At 75.4% G+C, this 20,579-nt stretch carries 20 protein-coding genes, 2 tRNA genes and 1 riboswitch; of the genes, 13 read left to right on the top strand and 9 right to left on the bottom strand.

All coding sequences use genetic code 11. The annotated features are described in order from the left end of the window. Positions 1-46: 46 nt before the first annotated feature. The 6 genes from ACYVOF_RS11695 to ACYVOF_RS11670 all read left to right on the top strand — a co-directional run bounded on the left by ACYVOF_RS11695 (position 47) and on the right by ACYVOF_RS11670 (position 7,385). Positions 47-1,846 (top strand): AMP-binding protein, encoded by a 1,800-nt coding sequence (locus ACYVOF_RS11695; protein ID WP_460866640.1) that lies wholly within the window; start codon positions 47-49, stop codon positions 1,844-1,846. Positions 1,847-1,973: 127 nt separating this feature from the next. Next, positions 1,974-4,019: an SDR family oxidoreductase gene (locus ACYVOF_RS11690; protein WP_460866638.1), complete on the top strand. Its 2,046-nt coding sequence runs from the start codon at positions 1,974-1,976 to the stop codon at positions 4,017-4,019. Between the two features lie 46 nt (positions 4,020-4,065). Beyond that, complete coding sequence (locus ACYVOF_RS11685; RefSeq protein ID WP_460866637.1) at positions 4,066-4,464, top strand: hypothetical protein; 399 nt, start codon at positions 4,066-4,068, stop codon at positions 4,462-4,464. A 70-nt stretch (positions 4,465-4,534) separates the two neighbouring features. Beyond that, a complete protein-coding gene (locus ACYVOF_RS11680) occupies positions 4,535-5,623 on the top strand; it encodes a hypothetical protein (RefSeq protein ID WP_460866635.1) in 1,089 nt (362 codons plus the stop codon). After that, on the top strand, positions 5,620-6,576 hold the full coding sequence (locus ACYVOF_RS11675) for an ABC transporter ATP-binding protein (RefSeq protein ID WP_460866633.1): 957 nt from the start codon (positions 5,620-5,622) through the stop codon (positions 6,574-6,576). Before ACYVOF_RS11680 ends, ACYVOF_RS11675 begins: the two co-directional genes overlap by 4 nt. Further along, positions 6,573-7,385: an ABC transporter permease gene (locus tag ACYVOF_RS11670; protein WP_460866631.1), complete on the top strand. Its 813-nt coding sequence runs from the start codon at positions 6,573-6,575 to the stop codon at positions 7,383-7,385. The genes ACYVOF_RS11675 and ACYVOF_RS11670 overlap by 4 nt, the downstream gene beginning before the upstream one ends. A 94-nt stretch (positions 7,386-7,479) precedes the next feature. Here the strand turns inward: ACYVOF_RS11670 and ACYVOF_RS11665 are convergent, their stop codons facing one another. Then, complete coding sequence (locus tag ACYVOF_RS11665; protein WP_460866630.1) at positions 7,480-8,289, bottom strand: esterase/lipase family protein; 810 nt, start codon at positions 8,287-8,289, stop codon at positions 7,480-7,482. A gap of 88 nt (positions 8,290-8,377) precedes the next feature. Further along, a complete protein-coding gene (locus ACYVOF_RS11660) occupies positions 8,378-9,946 on the bottom strand; it encodes a helicase HerA-like domain-containing protein (RefSeq protein ID WP_460866628.1) in 1,569 nt (522 codons plus the stop codon). Between the two features lie 75 nt (positions 9,947-10,021). Here ACYVOF_RS11660 and orn point away from each other — a divergent pair, with 75 nt between their 5' ends. Together orn and ACYVOF_RS11650 are read left to right on the top strand one after the other, a co-directional pair. Further along, entirely contained in the window at positions 10,022-10,624 is a 603-nt protein-coding gene (gene orn / locus ACYVOF_RS11655; RefSeq protein ID WP_460866626.1) for an oligoribonuclease, read from the top strand. Positions 10,625-10,707: 83 nt separating this feature from the next. Then, positions 10,708-10,783, top strand: a tRNA-His gene (locus ACYVOF_RS11650). Between the two features lie 55 nt (positions 10,784-10,838). On the opposite strand, the gene ACYVOF_RS11645 is transcribed toward ACYVOF_RS11650, so the two are convergent. Then, complete coding sequence (locus ACYVOF_RS11645; RefSeq protein ID WP_460866625.1) at positions 10,839-12,080, bottom strand: L,D-transpeptidase; 1,242 nt, start codon at positions 12,078-12,080, stop codon at positions 10,839-10,841. Positions 12,081-12,290: 210 nt separating this feature from the next. Here ACYVOF_RS11645 and ACYVOF_RS11640 point away from each other — a divergent pair. The 4 genes from ACYVOF_RS11640 to ACYVOF_RS11625 all read left to right on the top strand — a co-directional run bounded on the left by ACYVOF_RS11640 (position 12,291) and on the right by ACYVOF_RS11625 (position 13,356). Next, positions 12,291-12,363, top strand: a tRNA-Lys gene (locus ACYVOF_RS11640). A gap of 118 nt (positions 12,364-12,481) precedes the next feature. Then, on the top strand, positions 12,482-12,901 hold the full coding sequence (locus ACYVOF_RS11635; protein ID WP_460866624.1) for a DUF5994 family protein: 420 nt from the start codon (positions 12,482-12,484) through the stop codon (positions 12,899-12,901). Then, entirely contained in the window at positions 12,898-13,032 is a 135-nt protein-coding gene (locus tag ACYVOF_RS11630) for an RGCVC family protein (RefSeq protein ID WP_460866622.1), read from the top strand. Before ACYVOF_RS11635 ends, ACYVOF_RS11630 begins: the two co-directional genes overlap by 4 nt. A 51-nt stretch (positions 13,033-13,083) precedes the next feature. Further along, positions 13,084-13,356: a YrhK family protein gene (locus ACYVOF_RS11625; protein WP_460866620.1), complete on the top strand. Its 273-nt coding sequence runs from the start codon at positions 13,084-13,086 to the stop codon at positions 13,354-13,356. A gap of 15 nt (positions 13,357-13,371) precedes the next feature. On the opposite strand, the gene ACYVOF_RS11620 is transcribed toward ACYVOF_RS11625, so the two are convergent. Further along, the gene (locus ACYVOF_RS11620) at positions 13,372-15,135 is read right to left on the bottom strand and encodes a chloride channel protein (protein WP_460866618.1); all 1,764 of its coding nucleotides are present in this window, start codon (positions 15,133-15,135) and stop codon (positions 13,372-13,374) included. A 54-nt stretch (positions 15,136-15,189) separates the two neighbouring features. Between ACYVOF_RS11620 and ACYVOF_RS11615 the strand changes: the two genes are divergently transcribed. Then, the gene (locus tag ACYVOF_RS11615; protein WP_460866616.1) at positions 15,190-15,663 is read left to right on the top strand and encodes a MarR family winged helix-turn-helix transcriptional regulator; all 474 of its coding nucleotides are present in this window, start codon (positions 15,190-15,192) and stop codon (positions 15,661-15,663) included. A gap of 9 nt (positions 15,664-15,672) precedes the next feature. Here ACYVOF_RS11615 and ACYVOF_RS11610 read toward each other — a convergent pair whose 3' ends face one another. The 5 genes from ACYVOF_RS11610 to ACYVOF_RS11590 form a co-directional block, all read right to left on the bottom strand. Next, complete coding sequence (locus ACYVOF_RS11610; protein ID WP_460866614.1) at positions 15,673-16,953, bottom strand: aminotransferase class V-fold PLP-dependent enzyme; 1,281 nt, start codon at positions 16,951-16,953, stop codon at positions 15,673-15,675. Positions 16,954-16,988: 35 nt separating this feature from the next. Beyond that, positions 16,989-17,101, bottom strand: a riboswitch (SAM riboswitch). A gap of 60 nt (positions 17,102-17,161) precedes the next feature. Next, positions 17,162-17,968: a sulfite exporter TauE/SafE family protein gene (locus tag ACYVOF_RS11605; protein ID WP_460866613.1), complete on the bottom strand. Its 807-nt coding sequence runs from the start codon at positions 17,966-17,968 to the stop codon at positions 17,162-17,164. A gap of 3 nt (positions 17,969-17,971) precedes the next feature. After that, positions 17,972-18,313 carry a rhodanese-like domain-containing protein gene (locus ACYVOF_RS11600; RefSeq protein ID WP_460866611.1) on the bottom strand — a complete coding sequence of 114 codons (342 nt, stop codon included), beginning with the start codon at positions 18,311-18,313 and terminating at the stop codon, positions 17,972-17,974. Between the two features lie 29 nt (positions 18,314-18,342). After that, entirely contained in the window at positions 18,343-19,698 is a 1,356-nt protein-coding gene (locus tag ACYVOF_RS11595; RefSeq protein ID WP_460866609.1) for an MBL fold metallo-hydrolase, read from the bottom strand. 102 nt (positions 19,699-19,800) lie between these two features. Continuing rightward, positions 19,801-20,562: an SDR family NAD(P)-dependent oxidoreductase gene (locus ACYVOF_RS11590; RefSeq protein ID WP_460866607.1), complete on the bottom strand. Its 762-nt coding sequence runs from the start codon at positions 20,560-20,562 to the stop codon at positions 19,801-19,803. Positions 20,563-20,579 lie beyond the last annotated feature (17 nt).

Here is a 20,579-nt window from a genome sequence, read left to right as displayed (position 1 = left end):
GCCGCCCGACGGCGCGTGGCGCCACCACCAGGCAGAGAGGCCTCCCGTGCGACTGCTCCAGCACCCCGCCGTCCAGAACGCCGTCCAGCTCGCCGCGGGCCTCGGTCCCGTGGCCCGGTCGGGGATCATCTCCCCGATGCGGCCGGACCGGCTGGCCAAGGTGGCGGTCGACTGGGTCCGCTGGGACTTCACCCCCGGCTCGCTGCTGGCCATCTCCGCGCACCGCTACCCCGACCGCGTCGCCGTGGTCGACGACGCCGGGGAGATCACCTACGCCGAGCTCGTCGAGTCGGTGGAGGCGCTGGCCCGCGCGCTGGCCGCGAAGGGCGTCGGCGAGCGGGACAAGATCGGCGTGCTGTGCCGCAACCACCGCGCGGTGCTGCAGGTCCTCGGGGCCACCGGGCGCCTGGGCGGGGACCTGGTGCTGCTCAACACCGGCCTGTCCGAGGGGCAGCTGGCCGACGTCATCGCCGAGCAGGACCTCGACGTCATCGTCGCCGACGCCGAGTTCGCCGACTCGATCCCCGACGACCTCGGCGACACGCTCGTCCTGCAGGCGTGGGCCGACGTCGAGGACGCCGAGCAGGCCAAGGACCGCACCGAGCACGAGATCGCCCGCGCCGTGCCCACCCTGGCCGAGCTGATCCAGGACGCCCCGTCGAAGGACGAGCAGAAGCTGCCCCGCCGGCCCCGCCGCGGCCGCACGGTGGTGCTGACCTCCGGCACCACCGGCACGCCCAAGGGGGCCAAGCGCCCGGAGCCCAGCAACTGGATGCCCGCGGCGTCGGTGCTCTCCCGGATCCCGCTCAAGGCGGGCGGGGTCACCCTGGTGCCCGCCCCGCTGTTCCACACCTGGGGCTTCGCCGGGATGCAGCTGAGCCTGGCGCTGAGCTCGACGATGGTGCTGCGCCGCCGCTTCGACCCCAAGGGCCTGGTCGCGGACCTCGAGCGCCACCGCGCGGACACCGTGGTGGCGGTGCCGGTGATGCTGCAGCGGGTGGCCGAGCTCGACGAGTCCGAGCGGGCGGCCGACACCTCCTCGCTGCGGGTCGTGGCCGCCTCCGGCTCCCCCATCCGGCCCGCGCTGGTCGAGCGCATCCTCGACAGCTGGGGCCCCGTGCTCTACAACCTCTACGGCTCGACCGAGGTCAGCTGGGTGTCCATCGCCACCCCCGAGGAGATCCGCGAGCACCCGACCACGGCCGGTCGACCGCCGATGGGCACCGACCTCGCGATCCTCGACGACGACGGCAACCCGACGCCCGACGGCGAGGTCGGCCGCGTGTTCGTCGGCAACGGGATGCTCTTCGAGGGCTACACCCGCGAGGGCGAGGACAAGGAGGTCGTCGACGGGATGATGAGCACCGGCGACCTGGGCAAGATCGACCACGGCGGGCTGCTGTTCCTGTCCGGCCGCAGCGACGACATGATCGTCTCCGGCGGGGAGAACGTGTACCCGAACGAGGTCGAGGACCTGCTCAGCGGCCTCGACGGGGTCCGGGAGGCGGCCGTGGTCGGGGTGGACGACGAGGACTGGGGCACCCGGCTGGCCGCCTACGTGGTGCGCACCGACGACACCGCGGGCCAGGACCTCGACGCCGAGGCGATCAAGAGCCACGTCAAGTCCGAGCTGGCGAAGTTCTCCGTCCCCCGCGACGTGCACTTCCTGCCCGAGCTGCCCCGCAACGCCACCGGCAAGGTCGTGCCCCGCCAGCTGGCCGACGCGGCGGAGGAGGCCGGGGAGGACGACGTCGCCCCGCCCACCGACGCCGACCCGGACGAGGAGTCCGGCAGCGACACCGGCAGCGACGAGACCGCCGACGCCTCGAGCCGCAGCGGGTCCTGACCGTGCCCACCGGCAGCGCCCGAGCGCCCTTCCCCCCGCGCGGCGCACCTGCGAGGCTGGGCGCCCAGCCCGCCCACCCCGCACGCCGCCCCGCACCCGTCCCACCCCACACCCCCGGAGGTCGACGATGACCGTCTACGTCGTGACGGGGGGCACCGGCTTCCTGGGCCGCTACGTGCTCCCGCTGCTGCTCGAGCGCGACGACTGCGAGGCCGTGCACGTGCTGGTCCGCGAGTCCTCGGTGGGCCGGCTGGAGGAGATGTCGGCCCGCTGGCCCGGGCACGCCAAGCTGCACCCGCTCGTCGGCGACCTCACCGAGCCCGGCCTCGGGCTGGGCCGGCGCGGGCCGCGCTCGGCCGACCACCTGCTCCACCTCGGCGCGGTCTACGACATGACCGCCCCCGAGGCCAAGAGCCGCGCCGCGAACGTCGAGGGCACGCGCGCGGTGATCGAGCTCGCGGAGCGCCTCGGCGCCCGGCTGCACCACGTCTCCTCGGTGGCCGTTGCCGGCGACCACCGCGGCACGTTCCGGGAGCAGGACTTCGACCTCGGCCAGCCGCTGCCCTCGCCCTACCACCAGACCAAGTTCGAGGCCGAGAAGCTGGTCCGCGACACCTGCACCACGCCGTGGCGCGTGTACCGCCCCGCGATCGTCGTGGGGCACTCCCGGACCGGGCAGATGGACAAGATCGACGGGCCCTACTACTTCTTCAGCGCGCTCAAGCGGCTCGCGGCGCTGCCCGCGCAGCTGCCGGTGGCGGTGCCCGACCTGGGCGACACCAACATCGTCCCCGTCGACTACGTCGCCGCGGCCATCGACCACCTCATGCACCGGGAGGAGGGCGACGGCGAGGCCTTCCACCTGGTCGAGCGCCGGCCCCAGCCGCTGGCCGACGTCTACGGCGCGCTCGCCGAGGCCGCGGGCGCACCCTGGGCCGCCGCATCGCTGCCCAAGCAGGTGCTCACCCCGCTGGCGCTGCTGCGCCGCCTGCCGGGGGCCGACGTCGCGCTGAACCTGGTCCTCGGCCAGCTCGGCATCCCCCCCGAGGTCATCGACCACACCACCTTCACCGCGGAGTTCGCCAGCCGCCGGACGCGGGAGGCGCTGCGCGGCACCGGGATCACCCCGCCCCCGTTCCGCACCTACGCCAACGCGCTGTGGCGGTACTGGGCCAACAACCTCGACCCCGACCGCGCCCGGTACGACGACCCGGCGGGCCCGCTGGTGGGCCGCGTCGTCGTCATCACCGGCGCCTCCTCGGGCATCGGCAAGGCGCTGGCCCTGCAGCTCGCCCGCGAGGGCGCCGTCTCGCTGCTGCTGGCCCGCCGGGAGGACGAGCTCAACGAGGTCGTCGAGGAGGTCCGCGACGCCGGTGGGCGCTCCTACGGCTACCCGTGCGACATCACCGACCAGGAGTCGGTCTCCGCCGTGGTCAAGACGATCATCGAGGAGCACGACCACGTCGACGTGCTCGTCAACAACGCCGGCCGGTCGATCCGCCGCTCGATCACCCTGTCCACCGACCGGTTCCACGACTTCGAGCGGACCATGGCGGTGAACTACTTCGGCGCCGTGCGGCTCGTCCTCGAGCTGCTGCCGCACATGGAGGCGCGCCGGTTCGGCCACGTCGTCAACGTCAGCTCCATCGGCGTGCAGACCCACCCGCCGCGGTTCTCCGCCTACGTGGCCAGCAAGGCCGCGCTCGACGCGTTCTCCGACGTGGTCGCCAGCGAGACCTGGCACGACGGCATCACCTTCACCTCGGTGCGCATGCCCCTGGTGCGCACCCCGATGATCGCGCCGACCTCGCTCTACGACCGTTTCCCCGCCCACACCCCGGACGAGGCCGCGGCGATGCTGGTGCGGGCGATCAAGGACCGGCCCAAGCGCATCAACACCCCGGTGGGCACCCTGGGCGAGCTGACCGGGGTGTTCACCCCCAAGCTCAAGGACGCCCTGCTCCACCAGGCCTACCGGGTCTTCCCCGACTCGGCCTCCGCCAAGGGCGAGAAGAAGGCCCTCCCCGCCGCGGAGGAGCAGAAGCCGGGCGCCGAGGTGGCCACCCGGTCCTCGACCGCCCCGCCGGGCGTCGGCGCCGCCGGGGTGGCGGGCAAGCAGGCGAGCCGGGCGGCGTTCGCCCTGGTGCGGCTCATGCCCGGCATCCACTGGTGAGCCGCTGAGCCCGGACCCCGGGCCCGGCACCGGCACCGGCACCCAGGTGCTCGTCGACGCCGACAACCTCGACGTGGCGCGGCTGCGCCTCGTCGCCGCCGCCCTGCGCGCGGCGCCCCCGGGGGTCCGCGTCGTGGTGGGCGGCCGTCCCGCGCGGCTCGCCGCCCTCGCCTGGCCCCCGACGGCCCGGCAGCTCGCGGCCACCGGGTGGCAGCGGGCGGACCTGGCGCTCGCCGAGGCCTACGAGCCGGACCGGGCCCCGCTCGTGCTGGTCAGCGGGGACGGCGACTTCGTCCACCTCGCCGCCCGCCACGCCGGGCCCGTCCTGGTGGTCGCTGCCCGTCCCTCCCGCTCCGCGGCCCACCGCGAGGGCACCGTCCACACCGACCCCGCCACGGAGGGGACGGCGGCGCTGGTGCGCTGGCTGCGCGGTGACCTGGGGTGATGGCCCCGGGACCCGGCCAGCGGACGACGACCCCGGGCAGCCCGTCCGGGACGTCCGTACCGTCGGGGGGGTGAGAGGACTGCGCCGCTGGGCGCTGGTGGCGGTGGCCACCGCAGCCCTCGTCGGGGTACCCACCGTCGTGCTGCACCAGCCGGCGGCCGACGACCCCGTGCCCGCCACGGAGCTGCTGGCCCGGGTCACCGGCTCCACCGACGTCGGCTGGTCGGGGTACGCGGAGTCGGTGGGGACGCTGGCGCTGCCCGAGACCGACCGGCTCAGCCAGCTCGCCGACCTGCTGGGCAGCCGCACCCGGGTCCGCGCCTGGTACCTCTCCCCCACCGCCTACCGCGTCGACACCCAGCTCGTCGCCGGCGAGGACGACCTCATCGTGGACGCGGCCGGCTCGTGGCGGTGGAGCTACGAGCAGAACCTCGCCACCCGCACCGCCACCGGGGGCGCCCGGCTGCCGGAGGCCGTCGACCTGACCCCGCCGGAGCTCGGCCGCCGGCTGCTCAGCGAGGCCGACCCGACCGCGGTCAGCCGGCTGCCCCCGCGCACCGTCGCCGGCGTCGACGCCCCCGGGCTGCGGGTGGTGCCGTCGGACCCGCGCAGCACCGTCAGCGCCGTCGACGTGTGGGCCGACCCCACCACCGGGGTGCCGCTGGCCGTGCAGGTGCTCGGGGTGGGCAGCGACCGGCCCGTGGTCGACACCGCGTTCCTCGACGTGGACCTGACCCCGCCGGCCCCCGAGCGCGTCGAGTTCACCCCGCCCCCGAACGCGCGGGTGGAGCTGCAGAACTCGGACGCGCTGGACCAGCTGGCCGCGCAGGTCGGGGGGCGCGGGGCACCGGACACCCTCGTCGGCCTGCCCGTGCGCCGCGACGTCCTCGACGCCACCAGCGTCGGGGTCTACGGCCGCGGCGTGACGGCCGTGGTCGCACTGCCGCTGCCCCGCTCGGCGTTCGGCGCGCTGCGCACCCAGCTGATCGGCGCCCCCGGCGCGGAGACCAGCGGGGAGAGCGTGGCGGTCTCCGTCGGGCCGTTCGGCATCGTGCTCGTCTCCCCCGCCGACCGCAGGCCCGCCTACCTCGTCACCGGCACCCTGACCCTGGACACCCTGCGCCAGGCCGGCGCCGACCTGAGCGCGAGGCGCACGTGAGCGAGGACCGGACGAGCGTGCTCGTCACCCGGGGGCTGACCAAGCGGTACGGCCGGGTCACGGCGGTCTCCGGGGTCGACCTCGACGTCCGCCGCGGGGACGTCTTCGGCTTCCTGGGCGCCAACGGCTCCGGCAAGACGACGACGGTGCGGATGCTGCTGGGCCTCGTGCTGGCCACGTCGGGCTCCATCGAGCTGCTCGGCGAGCCGATGCCGAAGCGGCGGCGCAGCGTGCTGCCGCGGGTGGGGGCGCTCATCGAGGGCCCCGCCCACCAGGACCGGCTCTCGGGCCGGGCGAACCTGCTGGCGCTGGACGCCGCGGGGCCCGGCAGCGGGCGCGGCCGCCGGGCGCGGGTCGACACCGTGCTCGAGCAGGTGGGCCTCGGCGAGGTGGGCCGGCGCCCGGTGGGCAAGTACTCCCTCGGCATGCGCCAGCGGCTCGGCCTGGCCGGCGCCCTGCTGCGCGCCCCGGACCTGCTCGTGCTCGACGAGCCCACCAACGGCCTGGACCCCCAGGGCATCCGGGAGATCCGCGACCTGCTGCTCGAGCTCAACGCAGCGGGGACGACCATCTTCCTCTCGAGCCACCTGCTGGCCGAGGTGGAGCAGCTGTGCACCCGGGTGGCGGTGCTCGACGGAGGGCGGCTCGTGCTGCAGGACGACCTGGAGGCGCTGCGGCGCCCCACCGGACGGGTGCTCGTCGACACCCCGGACCCGGCGCGGGCGGTGGCCGAGCTCGCCGGGTGGGACGGCGTCGACGTCGCCGACCGGGAGGGCTCGCGGCTCGTCGTCACCGGCCGGGCCCCCTCCGAGGTGGCGTCGCGGCTCGTGGGCCGCGGGGTGCGGCTGTCCGGGCTGGCCGAGGAGCGCCGCTCCCTGGAGGAGACGGTGCTGGCCGCGACCGTGCGGGGCAGCGGCGACCGCGCCCGGCCCGTGGGGCGGGGGGCCCGGTGATCCGCACCGAGCTGGCCTCGATGCTGCGGCGGCCGCGTACCTGGCTGATCATCCTGCTGCTCGACGCGCTGCCCACCCTGGTGGCGGTGCTGCTGTCGGTCACGAAGATCGCGCCGCGACCGGGCACCGGGCCCGCGTTCCTCTCCGCGGTGCTCTCCAGCGGGCAGCTGTTCCCGCTGGCGGCGCTGGCCATCGTGCTGCCGCTGTTCCTGCCCATCGCGGTGGCCGTCATGGCCGGGGACGCGGTGGCCGGGGAGGCGCAGCAGGGCACCCTGCGCTACCTGCTCACCCGCCCGGTGGGCCGCACCCGCTTCCTCGTGGCCAAGCTCGTCAGCGTCGTGGTGTTCGTGCTGCTCGCCGTGGTCATCGTCGCGGCGACCGGCTACGTCACCGGGGTGACGCTGCTCGGCGACAACCCCGTGGCCGGGGTCTCGGGGGTCTCGGGCACTCCGCTGACCCAGCAGGAGGTGGTCTACCGGACGCTGCTGGCCATCGGCTACGTGACCATGTGCATGCTCGGGGTGGCGGCCGCGGCGCTGTTCTTCTCCACGTTCACCGACTCCCCGCTGGCCGCGTCGCTGGGGGCCATCGCGTTCCTCATCGCGTCGTCGTCGCTGCTGACCCTGGACGCCGCGCAGGCGCTGCAGCCCTACCTGCCGACGCGGTACTGGCTGGCGTTCGTGGACCTGTTCCGCCAGCCGATCCCCAGCCACGACCTCGTCCGCGGCGTCGGGCTGCAGCTGGCCTACGTCGGGGTGCTGCTCGCGGGCGCGTGGGCCAACTTCTCCACCAAGGACATCACCAGCTAGTCGCCCGCCCACGCGCGCGCCACACTGCGGGCAGTGTGCGGGGGAACCGCCGGGCTCCGGCCACACTGCGGGCAGTGTGCGGGGGACGGACGGGTCAGCCGGCGGTGAGCGTGGCGCAGTCGGCCGGGGTGAACCCGGTGACGTCGGCCGTGCCCAGCTCGCGGCTGACGATCGCGCCGACGAGCGGGTCGCTGGGCAGCCCCGAGTGGTCCACCCGCGAGCTCGCGCACACGTCCTGCAGCGGCTGGTTCACCGCCCCGTCGAGCCGTGCCGAGTCGGGCGGGGTCACCACCTGGTCCACGGTCGTCCACACCGACACGTACTCCGGGCTACCCGGGGTCTCGTCGTCGGCGTTGAGCCGGGTGAGGACGTCGCTGCCCGGGGCCAGCTGCTGGCACGCCTGCCCGCAGATCGACAGGCCCAGCGCCACCCCCAGGCCCGCGATCTGGGTGCCGTGGTGCGGCGAGCCGAGGGTGACCACGCGCCGGGTCACCGCGTCACCGCCCTGCTCGCCCAGCCAGATGCGGGCCACCACCCCGCCCGCGGAGTAGCCGACGAGGTCGACCGACCCCGCCCCGGTGCGCGCCAGCGTGGCCGCGACGACCTCACCGAGGGTGCGGGCCTGGGCCACGAGGTCGCCTGTGCCGCCGTCGGGCAGGTCGACCACGGTGGCGTCCCGGCCCTGGGCGCGGAGCCGCTCGGCGAGCACGGTCAACGACTGGGTGGACCCGCCGTAGCCGGGCACGAGCACCACGGGCCCGGGCCGGTCCGCGGCCACCGCCGGGGTGGCGCCGCTGCCGGAGCCGCGGACGACGACGACCCCCACCGCGACGGCCACGACGAGCACCACCCCGCCCAGCAGCAGGAGCAGGCGGCGGCGGGCCGGGGCGAGGTGGGACAGCACGCCCCCATCGTCCCCGGCGGGGACGGTCGGCGCAGCGACGCAGGTCAGGCGGCCGCAGGGTCCCTCGGTCGAGCCCCCGGCGCAGCCCTCACCGCCGCCGGCGGGTCCCGAACGCCCCGCGGGCGATCTCGCGGCCCGCGGCCGACGCGGCCGAGCGCAGGAAGCTCTTCACCGCCGGGTTGCCCAGCACCCCGGCGAAGAAGCTCTCCCGCTCCGGCTCGGGCGGCGGCGGGGGCAGCTGCTCGGCGGGCGCGCCGTAGGGCTCGGCCGGGCCGGGTGGGGGTGCCTGCTCCGGTGGCGGGGCCAGCCGGGCGGCGAGCTGCTCGTAGGCCGACTCCCGGTCCACGGTGGTGCCGTACTTCCCGGCGAGCTCGCTGCCCGCGGCGGCGGCCCGGATCGCGTCGGGTCCGATCGAGGCCATGAGCGAGCGCGGCGCCCGCAGCCGGGTCCACGCGACGGGGGTCGGGGCACCCCGCTCGGAGAGCACGGTGACCACGGCCTCGCCGGTGCCGAGCGTGGTCAGCGCCTCCTCGAGGTCGTAGTGGGCGGTGCGCGGGTAGGTCCGCACGGTGCGGACCAGCGCCTTCTGGTCGTCCGGGGTGAACGCCCGCAGCGCGTGCTGGATGCGCGCCCCGAGCTGGGAGAGCACCGCGTCGGGCACGTCGGTGGGCTGCTGGGTGCAGAAGAACACCGAGACGCCCTTGGACCGGATCAGCTTGACGGTCTGCTCGACCTGGGCGAGGAACGCCTTGGAGGCGTCGGTGAACAGCAGGTGCGCCTCGTCGAGCACGAACACCAGCTTCGGGGCGGGCAGGTCGCCGGCCTCGGGCAGGTCCTCGAACAGGGTGGCCAGCAGCCACATGAGGAACGTGGAGAACAGCACGGGTCGCGCGGCGTCGGAGCCCAGCTCGAGCAGGCTGACCACCCCGCGGCCGTCGACGGTCCGCATCAGGTCGGCCGGGTCGACCTCCGGCTCGCCGAAGAAGGTGTCCCCGCCCTCGGCCTCGAGGGTCACCAGCGCCCGGAGGATGACCCCGGTGGTCGCCTTGGACACCCCGCCGATGCCCTCGAGCTCGGCCTTCCCCTCGTCGGAGGTCAGGTGGGTGATGACGGCGCGCAGGTCCTTGAGGTCGAGCAGCGGCAGCCCGCGGGTGTCGGCCCAGTGGAAGATCAGCCCCAGGGTGGACTCCTGCGTGGGGTTCAGCGCCAGCACCTTGCTCATCAGCACCGGGCCGAAGCTGCTGATCGTGGCCCGCACGGGCACGCCGAGGCCCTCGGTGCCCAGGGAGAGGAACTGGGTGGGGCACGCCGTCGGCGCCCAGTCGTCCCCGGTGTCCGTGGCCCGGGTGGTGACCCGGTCGGAGGTCTCGCCCGCGGCGCTCAGCCCGGACAGGTCGCCCTTGACGTCGGCGAGCAGCACGGGCACCCCGGCGGCGCTGAGCTGCTCGGCCATGAGCTGCAGCGTCTTCGTCTTGCCCGTGCCGGTGGCCCCGGCGACGAGGCCGTGGCGGTTCAGGGTGGCCAGCGGGATGCGCACCCGGGCGTCGGGGTGGGCGGCACCCCCGGTGACGACGCTGCCGAGCTCGAGCGCGGCGCCCTCGGAGGTGTAGCCGGCGGCGATCTCGGTGGCGGCAGCGGCGGGGTCGGTGTCGGGCACGGTCGCAGGACCTCCGGGACGGGGGGCGGGGCTCGTGGAGGGTAGCCCGGGCCGTGCCTGGCTAGGGTGGCTGACGTGCAGGACAAACTGGTGTGGATCGACTGCGAGATGACCGGGCTCGAGCTGGCCTCGGACAAGCTCATCGAGATCGCCGCCCTCGTGACCGACAGCGACCTCAACGTCCTCGGCGAGGGCGTCGACATCGTCATCCACGCCGACGACGAGGCGCTGGCGAACATGCCCGAGGTGGTCACCCGGATGCACGCGAGCTCGGGGCTCACCGAGGAGGTGCGGGCCTCCGCCGTGTCCCTGGCCGACGCCGAGGCGCAGGTGCTGGCCTACGTCCGCGAGCACGTCCCGGACCGGCACGGCGCCCCGCTGTGCGGCAACTCGATCGGCACCGACCGCGGCTTCCTCGCCCGGGACATGCCGACCCTGGACGACCACCTGCACTACCGGATGGTCGACGTCAGCTCGATCAAGGAGCTGTGCCGGCGCTGGTACCCGCGCATCTACTTCAACCAGCCCGAGAAGGGCCTGGCCCACCGCGCGCTCGCCGACATCCGCGAGTCGATCCGTGAGCTGGCGTACTACCGGCGGACCGCGTTCGTCGCCCAGCCCGGCCCGGCGACCGACGAGGTCACCGCCGTCGCCCAGGAGCTCATGGCCGGCTCCTGACCCGGCCCGCGGGGTGCGGCGCGAGCACCCCGTCCCACCCGGTAGTCTCTGCGACGGCCCGGACGCAGGTCGACCGGGCCGTGGTGGGTGTAGCTCAGGTGGTAGAGCACTGGGTTGTGATCCCAGGTGTCGCGGGTTCAAGTCCCGTCACTCACCCCACGCACGACGAAGGCCCCGCTCCGGTCCGGAGCGGGGCCTTCGTCGTGCGTCGGGGCTAGCGGTTGCCCTGCACCCACTGCGACCACGGGATGTTCCAGTCCCCCAGGCCGTCGTCGCCCGGCAGCGTGTCCCCCGACGTGCCGTTGACGGTGACGATGTCGCCCTTCTTGGTGTTCTCGTAGAACCACACCGCGTTGGCGGGCGAGACGTTGAGGCAGCCGTGGCTGACGTTGCGCACCCCCTGGTCGGAGATCGACCACGGCGCGGAGTGGACGAAGATCCCGCTGTAGCTCATCCGCGTCGCGTACTGCACGTGCGTGCGGTACCCGTCGGCGGAGTCCACGGCCAGGCCGAAGGTCGAGGAGTCCATGACGATGTCGGTGTAGCGCTCGGCGACGATGTAGACGCCGTTGTTGGTGACCTTGCCCGGCACCTCCTCGCCCATCGAGATCGGCATCGTCTTCTCGACGACGCCGCCGCGGGAGATCGTCAGGGTCTTCGTGTCGTTGTCGGCCACCGCGGTCACCGCGTCACCGATGGTGAAGCTGGCGCTCTGGTCGGCCTGGCCGTACGTGCCACCGCCGAGGTCCTGGCCGTAGACCTTCGCCGCCACGGAGACGGTGGTGCCCGGCGCCCAGTAGGTCTCCGGGCGCCAGCGCACCTCGGTGTCGTTCAGCCAGTAGAACGCGCCCGCGACGGGCGGCGTGGTGGTGACGGTGATGGCCTTCTCCGCGGCCGCCTTGTCGGCGATCGACTCGTCGAACTTGACCGCGACGGTCTGCCCGATGCCGACCGTCTCACCGTTGTTCGGGTTCAGGTAGGGCATCGTCAGGAGCTTGGGCGACAGCGTCGTGAAGCGGCTGGTGCGCGTGGTCGGGGTGCCGGTGGGGCTCGTGGCCGCGGCCGTCACCGTGTACGTGGTGCCGTAGCCCAGCGGCTCCGAGGCCGTCCAGGTGGACCCGTCGGGCGCGCTCGTCCCCGCCACGGTCGTGCCGTCGGCCCGGGCCAGCGTCACCGCCCCGAGCGAGCCGCCGGCCGCCGTGACGGTCAGCGGCGCGACGGGCGAGACACCCGTGGCCCCGTCGGCCGCCGACACCGTCAGCGTCGGCGCGACCGGGGCCGGGGTGGTCGTCGTCGGCGCCGCGGCACCGGCGTCCGCCACCGGGGACGACCCCGCCTGGACGCCCGCGGGGGTGCCGATCGTGCAGCCCGTCGTCACGGCGCCCAGCGCGACGACGACGGCCCCCACCGCCCGCACCCGCCACGACCCGCGGCGTCCTGCTCCACCCACCCGCATGCGACACACCTGTTCCCGCTCGACCCAGGCCCCCCGAGGCCCCGTGCGGGACATCATGCCTTACCACGACCGTGATCAGGCCGGGTCACTGGATGTCGGGGGTGTCCGGCTGGATCGATCATGGTCCTGCGCCCGCCGGGGCCCCGGGGTCGATTTCTCCGGGCCCGGACCCGGCTGCTAGCCTTCTGCCGCACCGCTCGCCGGTGCCACGCGCCATTAGCTCAATTGGCAGAGCAGCTGACTCTTAATCAGCGGGTTCGGGGTTCAAGTCCCTGATGGCGCACCCACCCCCTCGGCCCCGTAGGGTCGGACCCGTCGAGGGTCCCCCGCACGCCGGCTGCCACGCCGGCCTCGCCCCCGGTGCTCGGAGACCGGCCGTCCACGGCCCGGACAGGCGTCCCATGACGACCACCACCGCACCAGCCACCCCCAGCTCGGCCCCGGACCCCGGCCGCCCCAGCAGCACCGACCGGCGCGCGCCCGAGCTGGGCCGCGCCGACCCGTCGGGCGGCTACCGCGACGGCACCTGGTCGCCGCGCACCCGCGACCTGGCCGCCGAGGTCGCCGCCCTGGTGACCGAGGTCGAGCGCGGCGGCCCCCGGGTCGACCGGGTGACCCACCACCTCGGGGACTGGGAGCCCGGCGCGGCCGGACGGGTCACCGTGGGCGACCACGTGGTCCACCTCGACGGCTACCGCACCCAGCCCAGCGGCACCGTCACGCTCGTCGGGGTCACCGGCTGGCCTCGGACCTGCCTGGCGGTGGTCCGACCGGGCCCGGACCCGGCGGCGGCACCGCGCCCGGGGACGGTGCCGGCGTGAGCGGGGACGTGCCGGGCGAGGCCTGCGCCGCCTGCCGGCACCCGCTGGCCGAGCACGACGACCTCGGCCGGCGCTTCTGCGCGGCGACCGAGGCCGGTGCGCTGCCCCGCGCCTGCATCTGCCGGACCTGACCGGCCCGACCGCGGTCGCGGGGCGTCCCGCCCACGGGGCACGCTGGCGGGATGCCTGACCCCATCACGCTGCACATCGGCCACGACGAGCTCGTCATCCGCAAGCGCTACGAGACGCTCAGCATCGTCAACGACATCCTCGTCGCGGTCTGGTTCATCGTCGGCAGCATCCTGTTCTTCTCCGAGTCGACGACGACGCTCGGCACGTGGTTGTTCCTCGTCGGCAGCATCGAGCTGCTGGTCCGTCCGCTGATCCGGCTGGCCCGCAACATCCACGTGGGTCGCACCGGCTCCGGCGGCCCCTCGACCACGCAGGACTACTGAGCCGCCCGCACCCGGTCAGTCCCCGGGCACCGCGACGGCGCGGGTCATCCCGGTGAGCACGTCGCGGTGGCGCACCCAGCCCACCAGGCGGTGCTCCGCGTCGACCACGGCCACCGCGTCGACCCCGTCCTCGAGGTGGTCGATGGCCTCGCCGAGCGGCGCCTCGGGCCCGACCGGGTCCGGCCCCGCGGTCAGCGTGCGCACCGGCACCGCCTCCCCCGCCCCCAGCGCGTCGAGCACGGCCCGGGCGCTGAGCACGCCGTGGAAGCGGCCGTCGGCGTCGACCACGGGCAGGTCGTGCTCCCCCTCGGCCAGCAGGGTGGCCGCGGCCGTGACGTCCGCGTCGGCGTCGACGCCCTCGGGGGGTGCCACCATGACCGAGCCGACGGCCGAGCGCCGCAGCGCGGCGTGGGGCGTCTCGTCGATGTCGATGCCGCGGCGCAGCAGCTTGCGGGTGTAGATCGTGTCGTGGGAGACCAGGGCGCTGACCCCCGCGGCCAGGACGATGGCCATCATCAGCGGCAGGATGATCGTGTACTCCCCGGTCAGCTCGAAGAGGATGACCACGGCCGTGATCGGGGCCCGCGCCGACCCGGCGAACACCGCCCCCATGCCGACCACCGCGTAGGCCCCCACCGAGCCGCCCGTGCCGGGCAGCAGCGCGTGCACCCCGTCGCCGAAGGCGGCGCCCAGCATCGCCCCGATGAACAGGCTGGGCGCGAACACCCCGCCCGAGCCGCCGATGCCGATGGTCAGGCTGCACGCGACGACCTTGCCGACGAGCAGGGCGACGAGGAACGCGACGGAGTAGCCGCCCGCCACGGCCGTGCCCAGCACCGGGTAGCCGACGCCGTACATCTCCGGCAGCACCAGCAGCACCACGCCCAGCAGCAGGCCCCCCGCGGCGGGGCGTGCCCACTCCGGACCGCGCCACGCCCAGTCGCAGGCGTCCTCGACCGCGTAGAGCACCCGGGAGAACACCACCCCGCCGAGGCCGGCGACCACCCCGAGCAGGGCGAACAACGGGTACTGCACCAGGTGGTCGACGGCGAACGAGGGGAGCGCCAGGAAGGGGTCGTTGCCCAGCACGGTGCGGCCGATGACGCTGGCGGTCACCGAGGAGAGCACGACGAGGCCGAAGGACTCGGCCGTCCACCGGCGCAGGATCAGCTCCATCGCGAAGAACACCCCGGCCAGCGGGGCGTTGAAGGTGGCCGCGATGCCGCCCGCGGCACCGCAGGCCACGAGCAGGGTGACGCGGCGCTCGTCCAGGCCGACCCGCTGGCCCAGCGTCGAGCCGAGCGCGGAGCCGATCTGGACGATGGGCCCCTCGCGCCCGACGGAGCCGCCGCCACCGATGGTCAGCGCGGAGGCCAGCGCCTTGACCACCGCGACCTGCGGGCGGATGCGACCGCCGTTGCGGGCGACGGCCAGCATCACCTCGGGCACGCCGTGCCCGCGGGCCTCCCGGGCGAAGCGGTACACCAGCGGGCCGTAGAGGATCCCGGCCACCACCGGGGTGAGCAGGACGAAGAAGGGGCCTAGCCACGACAGGTGCGGGTTGGCCACCCGGCCCTGCCCCGCGTAGTCGGTGAACCCCGTGAACACCACCGTGAGGCCCTCGATGAGGTAGCGGAACACCACCGCCCCGAGCCCGGCGCCGATCCCGACGAGCAGGGACAGCGTCACCGCGCCGGTGCGGCCGGACCACCCCGGGGCGCGGTCGAGCACCCGCGCCCCCAGGGAGGGGCGGGCGAGGGGCTGGGATGGGCTCGTCACCGTTCGACAGTGCAACACTTGCACTGTCGAACGCAACGGGGGCACGGTGGGGGCGTGACCGATCCCGCACCCCCCGGTGCTGCCGCCGCCGACCCCGTCGACGCCGTGCTGTCCGCGTCGCGCGCCCTGGTCGCCGTGTCGGCGCGCTCGGTGGCCGCCGCGCCCGACGTGACGCTGCCGCAGTTCCGGATGCTCGTGGTGCTCGAGGCGGGGCCGTCGAACCTCGGGGGGCTGGCGGCCGCGCTGGACGTGGCCGCCTCGACCGCCGTGCGCATGGTCGACCGGCTCGTCGCCGCCGGGCTCGTGGAGCGCGGCGTGGTGCCGACCAACCGGCGCGAGTCCCGCGTGGCGCTCACCGCGGCCGGGCGGCGCACGGTCAGCACGGTCACGGCCCGGCGCCGCCGCGACCTCGCCGCCGTGCTCGGCCGCATCCCGCACCGCCAGCAGACCGAGCTGGCCGCGGCGATGACGTCGTTCGCCGCAGCGGCCGAGAGCCTGTGGCCGGGCATCACCCCGCCGGCCCCCTGAGCCGGGTGCTCAGCTGCCGCAGGGGGTCTCGGTGACCTGCGGGGCCGCCGCCGGGTCCAGGGCCACCAGCTCGCGCAGCGCGGCGCCGAGCCGGTCGACGTCCGCGCTGGAGCTGCCCACCCCGAGGCTCACCCGCACCGCACCCCCGGGCACCCCGAGCCGGGCCAGCAGCGGGTGGGCGCAGAAGCGTCCGTCGCGCACCCCGATGCCGTGCTCGTCGGCGAGGTACGCGGCCACGGCGGCCGGCCGCCACCCGGGGACGGTGAAGGCGACGACCCCGACGACGTCGGCCGGGTCGGCCCAGATCCGCAGCGGGGCCAGGCCGGCCGACGCCAGCTCGTCGAGGACGTGGGCGTGCAGCACGCGCTCGTGCTCGTGCCACGCGGCCTCGTCCCAGGCGGTCAGCTCGCGGCACGCGGCGGCGAGCGCGAGCACCCCGAGCAGGTTGGGCGTGCCGCCCTCGTGCCGGGCCGGGGCGGGCGCCCAGGTGGTGCCGGTGGTGGTGACCTCGGCGACGGCGCCACCCCCGGCCAGGTGCGGCGGGGCGGCGTCGAGCCAGTCCCGGCGCCCGACGAGCACGCCGGCCCCGAACGGTGCGTAGAGCTTGTGCCCGGAGAACGCGAGGTAGTCCAGGCCCAGGGCGGTGAGGTCGATACGGCGGTGCGGCACCAGCTGGGCCCCGTCGACGGCGATGCGCGCGCCGTGGCGGTGGGCCAGCGCGGCGAGCTCGGCCAGCGGCAGCACCTCGCCGGTGACGTTGGAGGCCCCGGTGACGGTGAGCAGCGCGACGGGCTCGCGGCGCAGCGCGGCCTCGACCGCGGCCAGCGTCCCGGCCACGGTCCGGGCCACCGGGACCAGCGTGTCGCCGGACTCCTGCCAGGGCAGGAAGTTCGCGTGGTGCTCCACGTCGAGGTAGACCACCCGCCCGGGCACGGCGGTGGCGAGGAGGTTCAGCGCGTCGGTGGTGTTGCGGGTGAACACGACCACGTCGCGCTCCCCCGCGCCGACGGCCGCGGCCACGTCCCGGCGGGCCTGCTCGTGGGCCCGGGTGCACACCTGGGAGAGGTGCCCCGCCCCGCGGTGGACGCTGGCGTACTGCGGCAGGAACCTGGTGACCTCGTCGGCCACGGCGGCCAGGGCCGGGGTGCTGGCGGCGTTGTCGAGGTTGACGTACGGACGATCGCCGCGACGGGTGGGGGTCGGCAGGCCGGCGCCGACGAGCGCGGCGAACGGGGCCACGGCCGGGCCGGTCGTCGGGTGCGGCCGGGCGGGGGCGAGGCTGGTGGTCACGGCAGGGCTCCTCGGGTCCGGGAGCCCACGGGCGAGCTCCGCGCTTGCCCGCCCCGGGCGGGGCGGGCCGTGTCATCACCCGGGGCACCCCGTCGCGGAGGAGGGTTGCCGGCCAGCGAGCCGGGGCTTCGCGCTGGCACTCGTGACGGCCAGGAAGGTAGCGAGCCCCGGGCCGGGCCCGCAACCCCCCGGCGCGGCGCGCCCCGACCTACAGCGCGGCGCCGGCCCGCACGGCCACGTAGCCGGCGACGACGACGAGCAGGGCGACGAACCCGCGGGTGAGCACCCGGGCGGGCACGTGCTGGGCCACCCGGCCGCCGACCAGCGACGTGAGCACGGCGGCCACCGTGAACGGGACCACCACGTGCCACGGCACGTCGAGGTGGCCCCACCGGGCGAGCAGGCCCGCGGCGCTGTTCAGCGCGATGACCACCAGCGAGGTCGCCGCGGCCACCGGCAGGGGCAGCCCCAGGGCGAGCACGAGGGCGGGCACGATGACGAAACCGCCACCGACGCCGAAGAACCCGGTCAGCAGCCCCACCCCCAGCGCCGCCCCGACCACGACCACCCGTCGGCGCACGGCCGAGCGGATGGTGGTCCGCTCCAGCGTCGTCACCCCACCGGCGTCGGCACGGGCGGCCGGTACCGCCGCGGCCCGGTGCTCCCGGTGCAGCAGTCCCCCGGCGGCCACCAGCATCAGCGCCGCGAACCCGAGCAGCAGCACCTCGGGGGCGACGTGGCGGCCGGCGACGGTGCCCAGCAGCGCGGCGACCGAGCCGAGCAGGCCGAAGGTCAGCCCCGGGCCCCAGCGGACCCGCCCGCACCGGTGGTGCTCGGCCGCCGCGACGACGGACGAGACGCCGACGATGACGAGCGAGGCGGTGGTGGCCGTCGTGGTGCCCTGGCCCAGCCCGTAGACCAGGACCGGCACGGTGAGGATCGACCCGCCGCCGCCCAGCGCGCCGAGCAGCAGGCCGATCACCGCGCCGGCGGCCAGGGCGACCGCGACCACCACGGCTCAGACCACCGTGCCCGGCTGACCGCGGCCGTCGCGGACCTCGAGACCCGCTGCGGCCCAGGCCGTCATGCCGCCGGTGAGGTTGTGCGCCTCGATCCCGCGCTCGGCCAGCGCCTCGACGGCCCGGGCGGAGCGGGCGCCGCTGCGGCACACCGCGACCACGGGGGTGCCGGCGGGCAGGTCGACCGCGGCCAGGGTGCCCAGCGGCACGTGGACCGCCTGCGGGGCGTGGCCCGCCTCCCACTCGCTGTCCTCGCGGACGTCGACGAGCAGGTGGCTGCCGTCCGCGGTGAGCTCGGCGGCACGGGCCGGCGTGAGCTCGCTCGGCTGGTTCTCGGACATCCTGTCTCCCTCCGGTTCTCCGCTGCCGGTCAGGCCGTGGCGTGGACGTCGGTGGTGACCTCGAGCCCGGCGTCGGCGGCGGCGTCGAAGTCGGCGTCGACGTGGACGACGTCGCGGCCGGCGCGGTCGAGCACGCTGGCGGCGACGGCCGCGCGGTAGCCCGAGCCGCAGTGCACCCAGACCTGCCCGGCGGGGACCTCGTCGAGCCGGTCGAGCAGGGTGTGCAGCGGGACGTTGACCGCGTCGACGAGGTGCCCGCCGGCGAACTCGTCGGTGCGGCGGACGTCGAGCAGCGGGCCGGGGTGCTCGGCCGCCACCTCGGCCCAGCCGACCCGGCGGTACGAGCGCACCTCGTGGTCGGCGAGCGCGGTCGCGGGGTCGCCGAGCACCGCGTCCGGGTGGTCCCAGCCGATGCGGGCGAGCTCGCGCACCGCGGTCTCGACGTCGCCCTCCTCGCCCAGCAGCGTCAGCGGCTCGCCCCAGGGCAGGGTCCACCCCAGGTAGGTCAGGAAGCTCGCGCCCGGCTCGAACGAGAGGGTCCCGGCGAGGTGGCCGTCGGCGAACGCCCGCCGGGTGCGCAGGTCGACCACCCAGCCGCCGTCGGCGAGCCGGCGGCGCAGCTCGTCGGCCCCGAGCGGGGCGGGCACGGCCAGGTCCGGGGCGCTCGGACCGTGGGCGTTGGCCGGGCCCATGTGCGCGTAGTAGGTCGGGTACGCCGCGAGCCCGGCGACGAGCTCGGTGACGAACCGGTCCTCGTCCTGCGTCGTCAACGCGTGGTTGCTGCGGCGCTGCTCCCCCACCGTCGAGCTGTCGGCGCCGGTGGCCGGGCCCGAGGAGCAGAAGGACCCGAAGCCGTGCGTCGGGTAGAGCGCGGCCTCGTCGGCCGCGGCGGCGGCCAGCGCCCGCACCGAGTGGAACTGGTCGTGGGTGAGCCCGTCGGTGTCGTCGGGCGAGACGAGGTCGGTGCGGCCCACGGAGCCGAACAGCAGGCTGCCGCCGGAGAACACGGCCTGCTCGCCGTCGTGGCTGACCACGTAGGACAGGTGGGTGTGGGTGTGGCCCGGGGTCGCCACCACCCGGACGGTCAGCCCGCCGAGGGTGAGCTCGTCGCCGTCGGAGACCGCGCGGCGGTCGAAGTCGACCGGGTCGGCGGCGTTGACGAGGTAGTCCACCCCGAGCGACCGGGCCAGGTGGTGCCCCCCGGTGACGTAGTCGTTGTGCAGGTGGGTCTCGGCGACGGCGACGACCCGCACCCCGAGCCGCGCGGCGGCGTCGGTGACCCGGTCGGTGTCGCGCTGGGGGTCGACGACCAGCGCCACCGCGCCGTCGTGCACCAGGTAGGTGCGGTCCCCCAGGGACGGGGTCTCGAGCGTCTCGACGTGCACGGCACTCTCCTCACGCGGTGATTAGTACGTACATTCGGACCGTACGTCACTGCGCGCCGCAGCACCAGGGCCGTCGGGGCCCCGGTGCTCCCGCCGTGGCGCCTAGTGCGCCATCCAGCCGCCGTCGAGGGTGTAGCTGGACCCGTTCGCCATGCCGCCGTGCGGCCCGGCCAGGTAGGCGACGAGCTCGCCGACCTCGGCCGGGGTGACCATCCGCTTGACCGCGGTCTCAGCGAGGAACACCTTGTCGAGCACCTCGTCCTCGGTGATGCCGCGGGTGCGGGCCTGGTCGGCGACCTGCCCGGCGACCAGCGCCGTCTGCACGTAGCCGGGGTTGACGCAGACGCTCGTCACGCCGCGGCCGCCGCCCTCGAGCGCGAGGGTCTTGCTCAGCCCCTCGAGGCCGTGCTTGGCCGCGACGTAGGCCGACTTGTTCGGCGAGGCGACCAGGCCGTGCACCGAGCTGACGTTGACCACGCGGCCGAAGCCCTGGGCGTACATGTGCGGCAGCGCCGCCCGCACCAGCAGGAACGGGACCTCGAGCATCAGCGTGAGGATGCGGTGGAAGGTCTCGGGCGGGAACTCCTCGATCGGCGAGACGTGCTGGATGCCGGCGTTGTTGACCAGCACGTCGCACTCCAGGCTCAGCCCCGCCAGCGCGGCGGTGTCGAGCAGGTCCACCACCCAGGGCGTGCCGCCGACCTCGCCCGCGACGCGCTCGGCGGCGTCGCCGTCCCGGTCGGCCACGGTCACCCGCGCCCCGCCGGCGGCCAGGGCGCGGGCCACGGCCTCACCGATGCCCGCCCCCGCCCCGGTGACGAGGGCGGTGCGGCCCTGGAACGGCGGGGTGGCGGGTGCGGTCATGGTGGGCTCCAGAGCAG

Source organism: Rhodococcus aerolatus, assembly GCF_054783215.1.
Note: the sequence above shows the minus strand (reverse complement) of the source record. Positions and strands in the feature narration are given on the sequence as shown.